This is a genomic window from Stenotrophomonas sp. AS012628, from assembly GCF_010608305.1.
Lineage (GTDB): Bacteria > Pseudomonadota > Gammaproteobacteria > Xanthomonadales > Xanthomonadaceae > Stenotrophomonas > Stenotrophomonas geniculata.
Map to the genome: position 1 here is coordinate 1 of NZ_VMBJ01000092.1, position 3060 is coordinate 3060.

Consider the following 3060-nt stretch of genomic DNA (forward strand, 5'->3'; position numbering starts at 1 on the left):
CCCGGCGCCCGCCGCCCCCACCGGCAACTTCGACAATGGCCGTGTCCTGGCCTACACCTGTCAGGGCTGCCACGGGATCACCGGCTACAAGAACGCCTACCCCAGCTACCGGGTGCCGAAGATCGGCGGCCAGACCCAGCAGTACCTGGCCCAGGCCCTGACCGAATACCGCCAGGGCAAGCGCCGGCATCCGACGATGCAGGCGCAGTCGATGAGTTTCAGCGAACAGGAGATCGCCGATCTCTCTGTTTACCTGTCCACCGTCAAGTAAGGCCCGCCCATGTCGAAAGCCGCGCATCCGATGCGTCACGCCATCGCCCTGTCCGTTGCCCTGCTGCTGGCGGCCTGTTCGCAGTCGCAGGTGGAAAACAGCGAGACATCCGCCGCCGACCCGGGCCATGCCAGCGGCGAACACGGCTCTTCTTCTTCGGCCGGCCTGCCCGCAGGCCGCGAGGCCGCCGGTGAAGCCCGCGCCAAGGTGAAGGGCAAGGCCACCAACCAGAGCTGCATCGACTGCCACGGGGCTGACGGCAATGCGCCGATCGACCCGACCTATCCGAAGCTGGGTGGGCAGTACGGCGACTATCTGGCGCACGCCCTGCAGGCCTACCGCGCCGGTGACCGCCAGCACATGTTGATGACGCCACAGGCGAAGGATCTGAGTGATCAGGACATCGCCGATCTGGCGGCGTATTTCGGCAGCCGGCCGAGCCAGCTGCGGGATCTGCACGGGGTCAAATGACCGCAGGCCCCCGGTGGGTGCGGACCGTCGGTTGGTAGGTGCGGACCGTTGGTCCGCACAGATTCCGGATATCCACGCATGGTGTGGCTCTACCAGGCATCGGCGTCGGTAGGTGCGAACCGTTGGTCCGTACGGAGGTGTAACCGGCTTCGGTGGGTGCGGACCTTGGTCCGCACTGATGCCACCATCCACGCATGGCGTGGATCTATTGATTCTCGACTCGATCAATCGGCGCACTGCTGGCGCCGACCGATACTCAGCCTTCCAGCTCTTCCCAGCGCGCGTAAGCGGCATCCAGCTCGGCCTGCACCTTGGCCAGCTGCTGGGTGTGCGCCGTCACTTCAGCACTGCTGCGGGTGTAGAACGACGGGTCGTTCATCGCCGAGGTCAGGCCTTCGACATCGCCTTCCAGCTTCTCGATGGTCTTCGGCAGCTGCTCCAGTTCGCGCGCTTCCTTGTAGGCCAGCTTGCGCTTGGGTGCGGCCGGAGCTGCGGTGCCCGGGGTGGCCGATGCAGGGGCCGCCGGCTTGGCGGCAGGGGCCGCAGCAGGCGCTGCGATGCTGGCTGCATAGCGCTGCCAGTCGCTGTAGCCGCCGACGTACTCGCCAATCACGCCATCGCCTTCCATCACCAGCGTGGAGGTCACCACGTTGTCGATGAAGTCACGGTCGTGGCTGACCAGCAGCAGCGTGCCGGTGTAGTCGCCCAGCAGCTCTTCCAGCAGCTCCAGGGTTTCCACGTCGAGGTCGTTGGTCGGTTCGTCCATCACCAGCAGGTTGGACGGCTGCGCGAACAGCTTGGCCAGCAGCAGGCGGTTGCGCTCGCCACCGGACAGGCGGGTGATCGGTGCGCGCGCACGTTCCGGGGTGAACATGAAGTCCTGCAGGTAGGCATGCACGTGCTTGCGCTTGCCGTTGAACTCGAGGAAATCGCGGCCTTCGGCCACGTTCTCGATCGCGCTCCAGTCTTCGCGCAGCACCGCGCGGTACTGGTCGAAATAGGCGATCTGCAGGTTGGTGCCGGCGTTGACTTCGCCCTTGGCCGGCTGCAGTTCACCCAGCAGCAGCTTCAGCAGCGTGGTCTTGCCACTGCCGTTGGGGCCGATCAGGCCGATGCGGTCGCCACGCAGGATGGTCGTGGTGAAATCGCGGACCATGGTGCGCTCGCCGAAGGCGAACGAAATGTCCTTGACGTCGATGACCTTCTTGCCGGAGCTGACGCCCTGCGCGGCTTCCATCTTGACGTTGCCACTGAGATCGCGGCGCTGCGAACGCTCGGTGCGCATCGCCTTCAGGCGGCGCACGCGGCCTTCGTCGCGGGTACGACGGGCCTTGATGCCCTGGCGGATCCACACTTCTTCCTGCGCCAGCAGCTTGTCGAAGCGTGCGTTTTCCTGCGCCTGCGCGTTGAGGCGTTCCTCGCGACGGCGCTCGTAGTTGGCCCAGTCGCCCGGCCAGCTGGTGACCTGACCGCGGTCGATCTCGACGATGCGGGTGGCCAGCGCACGCAGGAAGCGGCGGTCATGGGTGACGAACACCACGCTGCCACTCCAGCCCTTCAGGAACGCTTCGAGCCAGTCGATGGCTTCGATGTCGAGGTGGTTGGTCGGTTCGTCCAGCAGCAGCACATCCGGGCTGGACACCAGCGCGCGGGCCAGCAGCACGCGGCGCTTCATGCCGCCGGACAGGCGGCCAAACTCGGCCTCGCCGTCCAGGTCGAGCTTGGTCAGGGTTTCGCTGACACGCTGGTCCAGGCCCCAGCCGTTGGCGGCGTCGATCTTGGCCTGCACATTGCCGAGGGCTTCGCCATCGAACACCTCGGCATGGCTGAGGTGGTGGAATTCGGCCAGCCACTGGCCCAGTTCGCCGAGGCCATCGGCGACGACGTCGAACACCGAGCCGGCGGCGCCGTGTGGCACTTCCTGCTCCAGGCGGGTGACGCGCACGCCCTGCTGCACGCGGACTTCGCCGTCATCGGGCTTGTGGTCGCCGGACAGCAGCTTGAGCAGGGTGGATTTGCCGGCGCCGTTGCGGCCGATCAGGGCGATGCGTTCGCCCGGCTCGATCGACAGTTCGGCCTTTTCCAGCAACAACGGGCCGCCGACGCTGAAGTCGACGTTCTGTAGGGTAATCAGAGGCATCCGGATATTGTACGGGTTGGGGGCGTCGGCCGGGTTGCACCCGGCACCCGCAGCGGCCACTGCTGCTGCCGAAGCAACAGCCAAAGCTGGTTTCCTGTGGAATGGCGGGGCGGTGTGGGTCTGCAGGACACGCCGTAAACCCATCCTTGGGGGCTCGATGGCGCCATCCATGGCGCCA

At 66.2% G+C, this 3060-nt stretch carries 3 protein-coding genes; 2 read left to right on the forward strand and 1 reads right to left on the reverse strand.

Annotation, left to right across the window (positions count from 1 at the left end; all coding sequences use genetic code 11):
- Together G5A07_RS21050 and G5A07_RS21055 are read left to right on the forward strand one after the other, a co-directional pair.
- Window positions 1–271 (forward strand): c-type cytochrome (locus G5A07_RS21050; RefSeq protein WP_054171517.1); only part of this gene is annotated, 271 nt, incomplete at its 5' end.
- A 9-nt stretch (window positions 272–280) separates the two neighbouring features.
- A complete protein-coding gene (locus tag G5A07_RS21055) occupies window positions 281–742 on the forward strand; it encodes a cytochrome c (RefSeq protein WP_010484550.1) in 462 nt (153 codons plus the stop codon).
- 256 nt (window positions 743–998) lie between these two features.
- Here G5A07_RS21055 and G5A07_RS21060 read toward each other — a convergent pair whose 3' ends face one another.
- Complete coding sequence (locus G5A07_RS21060; protein WP_049454753.1) at window positions 999–2882, reverse strand: ATP-binding cassette domain-containing protein; 1884 nt, start codon at window positions 2880–2882, stop codon at window positions 999–1001.
- Between the last annotated feature and the right edge of the window lie 178 nt (window positions 2883–3060).

What these genes read in the sequence shown, in the direction of transcription:
- G5A07_RS21060 (WP_049454753.1), bottom strand. Translation starts at nt 2,882, where the DNA reads ATGCCTCTGATTACCCTACAGAACGTCGACTTCAGCGTCGGCGGCCCG.
- G5A07_RS21055 (WP_010484550.1), top strand. Translation starts at nt 281, where the DNA reads ATGTCGAAAGCCGCGCATCCGATGCGTCACGCCATCGCCCTGTCCGTT.